Origin of the sequence: Microbacterium sp., from assembly GCF_049661145.1 — a bacterium.
Classification (GTDB): domain Bacteria; phylum Actinomycetota; class Actinomycetes; order Actinomycetales; family Microbacteriaceae; genus Microbacterium.
In genome coordinates, this window is record NZ_JBASZT010000406.1 from 1 (window position 1) to 4,744 (window position 4,744).

The 4,744-nt window shown below is 69.8% G+C and carries 4 protein-coding genes and 1 pseudogene; 1 reads left to right on the top strand and 4 read right to left on the bottom strand.

The annotated features are described in order from the left end of the window. Positions 1-198: pseudogene (locus WBP48_RS16920) on the top strand (ArgP/LysG family DNA-binding transcriptional regulator); the annotation flags it as partial. A 142-nt stretch (positions 199-340) separates the two neighbouring features. On the opposite strand, the gene WBP48_RS16925 reads toward WBP48_RS16920, so the two are convergent. From WBP48_RS16925 to WBP48_RS16940, 4 genes are all read right to left on the bottom strand, one after another. Then, positions 341-1,390, bottom strand: coding sequence for an NADP-dependent oxidoreductase (locus tag WBP48_RS16925; protein ID WP_424441909.1), 1,050 nt, complete (start codon positions 1,388-1,390; stop codon positions 341-343). Between the two features lie 82 nt (positions 1,391-1,472). Continuing rightward, a complete protein-coding gene (locus tag WBP48_RS16930) occupies positions 1,473-2,015 on the bottom strand; it encodes a MarR family winged helix-turn-helix transcriptional regulator (RefSeq protein WP_424441910.1) in 543 nt (180 codons plus the stop codon). Between the two features lie 11 nt (positions 2,016-2,026). After that, positions 2,027-3,754, bottom strand: a complete 1,728-nt coding sequence (locus WBP48_RS16935) for an MDR family MFS transporter (RefSeq protein ID WP_424441911.1) — start codon at positions 3,752-3,754, stop codon at positions 2,027-2,029. A 244-nt stretch (positions 3,755-3,998) separates the two neighbouring features. Further along, complete coding sequence (locus WBP48_RS16940) at positions 3,999-4,715, bottom strand: YqaJ viral recombinase family protein (protein WP_424441912.1); 717 nt, start codon at positions 4,713-4,715, stop codon at positions 3,999-4,001. Between the last annotated feature and the right edge of the window lie 29 nt (positions 4,716-4,744).

A 4,744-nucleotide genomic window follows, 5' to 3' on the forward strand; every position in this document is an offset into this window, starting at 1 on the left:
ACCCTGCTCGGCTTCGGCTGGGCGCTGCTGCCGCGGCTGCAGTCGCAGTCCGCGCTCGACAGCGGGGCCCTCGTGCACCTCGGGGGCGAGCCGGTCTCCGTGCCGCTGTACTGGCAGCAGTGGAACCTGCGCTCGGAACTGCTCGACGCCACTGCCGACGAGATCCTCGCCGAGGGGCGGCGCGTGCTTCGCGGCTGAACCTCAGGCGCCGCAGGCGTCCGCCGTCCCGAACTCCTCCACTTCCAGCGCAGGCGCGCCCGGCACCCGCGTGATTGCGCGCGGAACCACGACGAGACCCGCCGACGTGGAGGAGAGCGGGTCAGCCGGGCGTGCGGAGCGGTCAGGCATCGGCGACCGAGAGGACGATCTTTCCCCTCGTGTGGCCCTTTTCCAGCTCGCGGTGTGCGGCGGCCGCCTCGCCGAGGTCGAAGACCTGGTCGACGAACACCTGGATGGCGCCGGACTCGAGCAGACGGCCGATCGTCGCCAGCACGCCGCCGTCCGGCACGACCTTGTACGACGTCGCGCGCATGCCGGCGGCCGCGGCCGCCTCGGCGTAATCCGGCCACCCTCCCGTCGGCACCAGCACGTAGAGACCCCCGGGGCGCAGCACTGTCAGCGATCGTGACCCGGTGTCGTCGTGCACGTTGCCGATGAGGTCGATCACAACGTCCACATCGCCCGAGACGTCTTCGAAGCGGGTGGTCGCGTAGTCGATGACGACGGATGCCCCGAGCTCACGCAGCCAGGGCAGATTCGCCGCAGAGCCGGTCGCCGTCACGCGCGCGCCGAAGTACGAGGCCAGCTGCACGGCGAAATGACCGACTCCGCCGGACCCGGCGTGGATCAGCATCCGCTGTCCCTCGTGCGCGTGGGCGGTCTCGACCACCAGGCCCCACGCCGTGAGGGCGGCCAGCGGCACACCGGCAGCGGCGACATGGGACAGCGAAGCGGGCTTGCGCGCAACCGACAGGCTCGGCACGACGGCGTACTCGGCGTACGTGCCACCCGAACGAGGGAAGGGCACCATGCCGAACACCTCGGTGCCGGGCGTCAGGGGATGGGACTCGTACGGCGCCTTCACGACGACACCGCTGAAGTCGAACCCGAGGCTGCTCGGGAAGCTCGTGAGCGCACCCGACACGCCCGACCCGCCGCGTGTCTTCGCATCGATGGGGTTGATGCCGGCCGCAACCACCCGCACGAGCAGCTCGCTGAGCACGGGTGACGGGACCGGCACCGTCGTCTCCCTCAGCACCTCGGGGGCGCCGACGCCGTCGAAGACCACAGCACGCATCTCGGCGGGCGTGATCGGCACGGCCTGCCGAGCGGCATCCTCGGCGGACGCGGAGTGCAGCGGCCGGAAGCGGGGGAATCGATGAACGGCCATGGGCGTCCCCTTCCGCTGGCAGTCGGCATCGGCAGCGATGTTCGCTGTGACACCAGTCAATCGTGGGATTGTCTCGGTCGTGTTACGGCGCGGTCACTGCCCCGCTAAGAGGCGGCGAAGAGCGGACGCCGGCGAGGTGGGCTTCATCCGATGCGTGGCCCGGCACGACCCCCGACGTCAGCGCGTGGAGCAGTCGGGTGAGGCTGTGGATCTCCTCCAGCGGCCAGTCGTCGAGCACCTCGAGAAGCGTCCGCTCCTGCGGTTCCCGTGCCGCCTCGAGCCGCTCCATGCCTAGCTCGGTGGGGGAGAGGATGCTGGCGCGGCGGTCGGACGGGTCGGGTTCACGCCGGATCAGCCCGAGCTGCTCGAGCTCGCGGACGGCCCTGCTGAGCTGCCCCTTGTCCACCACCAGCAGATCGGCGAGCGCGGACTGCGCGATGCGCTGGCGGCGCACGATGGTCGTGAAGACCTTATATGCCCCGGGGAGCATGCCTGGGCTCACGCGCTGAGCGTTCTCGGCCAGGACGCGCCGCATCTGGGCGATCAGCGCGCTGAACTCGCCCTCGAGGGCGCGCACCGCCACTCTGCGTGACTCGGTGCGCGCCTCTCGGGTGTCCTCGTTCATCGGGTCCGACCCTAGCGGGAGTCGGTGCGGTCGGAGGCAGCCTCGGCATCCGGCTGCTCGACGGCGCGCATCGAGCCCGTCGTCGTGAGCACGCCCATGGCCTCGGGCACCGAGACGGTCGCGAGGTCGGCTTCGCTGGCGCGCATCCGCTCGGTGGTCGTCATCGTGGTGAGCGCCTTGTTCGGCAGGAACACGATCGCCACGAGCGAGATGATGGCGAAGGGGACGGCGATGAGGAAGGAGTGCGAGATGCCGCTGCCGTAGATGTCCTCGAACACGACGCGCAGCGCTTCGGGCATCGCCGAGACCTTGGGCAGCGATCCGGACTGCAGCTGCTCGGCCCAGTACGGCGCCTTGTCGCCGAGGCTCGCCATGGCCGCGGCGATGTCGTCCTTGCGCTCCGCGACGAGGTCGATGACGCGGGCGGCGAGCGCGGCGCCCATGACCGAGACGCCGATCGTGCCGCCGAGGCTCCGGAAGAACGTGACGCCGGAGCTGGCGACGCCGATCTGCTCGGGCGGGGTCGTGTTCTGCACGACGAGCACGAGGTTCTGCATCGTCATGCCGACGCCGGCGCCGAGCAGGAACATGTAGAGCGAGACGAGGACGAAGTCCGTGTCGTAGTGAATCGTCGACAGCAGGTACGAGCCGGCGATGAGGAGGACCGAGCCGACGATGAGGTACGGCTTCCAGCGGCCGTACTTCGTGACGAGAGCGCCGACGCCGATCGAGGCCAGTAGGAGACCACCGATCATCGGAATCGTCATGAGGCCGGCCTGCGTGGGCGTCGCGCCGCGCGCGAGCTGCATGTACTGGCTGAGGAAGACCGAGGCGCCGAACATCGCGATGCCGGTCGCGATCGACGCGATGACCGACAGCGTGAACGTGCGGTTGCGGAAGAGCGTCAGCGGAATGAGCGGCTCGGCGGAGCGGAGCTCGACGATGACGAAGAGGATCGCGGCGACGAGCGCGCCGCCGACCATGAGGACTGTCGTCAGGCTCCACCAGTCGTTGTTGGCGAGGTCCGACCAGTCCCCTGCCGTGGCGGTACCGGCGTTCGTGACCCAGATCAGCAGCAGCGAGACCGCGACCGACAGCAGCACGATGCCGAGGTAGTCGATCGACGTCTTCTTCTTCGGCCGGGCGGGAACGTGCAGGGTCGTCTGCACGAGGATCAGCGCGAGCACGGCGAAAGGCAACGCGACGAAGAAGTTCCAGCGCCAGCCCCACGCGTCGGTGATGACGCCGCCGAGCAGCGGACCGCCGATCGTCGCGACGGCCATGACCGCGCCGAACAGCCCCATGTAGCGCCCGCGCTCGCGCGGGCTGATGATGTCGGCCATGAGCACCTGGCTGAGCGCGGCGAGTCCGCCCGCGCCGATGCCCTGCACGGCGCGGAAGGTGATGAGCATCTCGGGGTTGGTCGAGAACCCGGCTGCCGCGGTGGCGAGCACGAAGATCGAGATCGCGAGCTGGAACAGCAGCTTGCGGTTAGTGAGATCGGCGAGCTTTCCCCAGATGGGGGTCGAGATCGCGGTGGTCAGCAGGGTCGCGGTGACGACCCAGGTGAAGGCCGCCTGGTTGCCGTCGAGGTCATGGATGATGACCGGCAGCGATGTGGAGACGACGGTCGAGGCGAGCATCGACACGAACATGCCGAGCAGCAGCCCCGACAGGGCTTCGAGCACCTGCCGCTGGCTCATGCGTGGCGCCGCGGGCGCGGTGAGGGTTTCAGACATAGAGGTTCCTAGAGATTCTTCTGGGGCTGCAGTGCCGAATGGCGGAAACGTTGACGTGGATCAATCGTTGAGACCGGTCAACTATAGAGTAAATCGTTGAGGGGCGTCAACTATTCCCGAGTGTCCCCGTGCGTTGCGGCGTTTCGGCTCGGCCCTGCTGGCCTCGCTCAACGCACGGGCCTCGCTCAACGCACGGGCGGCGCTCAACGCACGGGCGGCGCCTGCCCGCGCCTCGCGGACGGTCTCAGTCGATGAGGGCCAGAGCGCGGAAGGAATCGCGGGGGCGGGATGCCGCGGCATCCGTCGTCCGTGAGACGAGCTGCGCCGCGGCCTGCGCTCCCGCGGTCCGCTGCCGGGTCGTGCGGCGGTAGAGCTCGTCGATGAGCTCGGTCGCCAGGCGCACGAGCTGCGTGATCTCGCGCTCGTCGCGGTCGACCCAGGCGCAGCGCGGCTCGTCGCCGACGGGCACGAAACCGTCGTGCTCCTCCCAGACGACGAGCGTTCGCTCGGCGCCGAGCACGTGCTGCTGCCACCACACCTGACGCAGGTAGGTGCGCGGAATGGAGCGCCAGGTCTTGTTGGTCGTCTTGATCTCGGCGAGGGTGACGCGGCCGTCGGCGTCGACCGCGATGCCGTCAGGGGTTGCGAGGTGCCGCTGCTCGACGACGGCGTGGAAGAGGGCGGAGGATGGCTGGATGCCGTGGGTCGCCGCGACCCAGGCGGCGATCTCGGGCTCGCGGCGTCGGCCGTGGTCGGTGTAGGCGTTGCCCGAGAAACCGCGCCCGGCGCCGAGCTTCGCGTCGGCGGCCCGGGCGATGGCGGTGTGGCTCGTGAGCTGGGCCACGTCGGTCGCCGTGATGCCGCGTGAGCGCGCCCGCATCCACCCGACGCGGTCGCGGGAGTCGGCGACGATGCGGGCCGCGAGGTCCGGGGCGACGCGCGCGAAGGCCTCCGGACTCATGACATCGAGGCTAACCCTCCCTCCCGACG

Excerpts from the sequence above, each read along its gene's own strand:
- WBP48_RS16925 (WP_424441909.1), bottom strand. The coding sequence starts at position 1,390 with ATGGCCGTTCATCGATTCCCCCGCTTCCGGCCGCTGCACTCCGCGTCC.
- WBP48_RS16930 (WP_424441910.1), bottom strand. The coding sequence starts at position 2,015 with ATGAACGAGGACACCCGAGAGGCGCGCACCGAGTCACGCAGAGTGGCG.
- WBP48_RS16935 (WP_424441911.1), bottom strand. The coding sequence starts at position 3,754 with ATGTCTGAAACCCTCACCGCGCCCGCGGCGCCACGCATGAGCCAGCGG.
- WBP48_RS16940 (WP_424441912.1), bottom strand. The coding sequence starts at position 4,715 with ATGAGTCCGGAGGCCTTCGCGCGCGTCGCCCCGGACCTCGCGGCCCGC.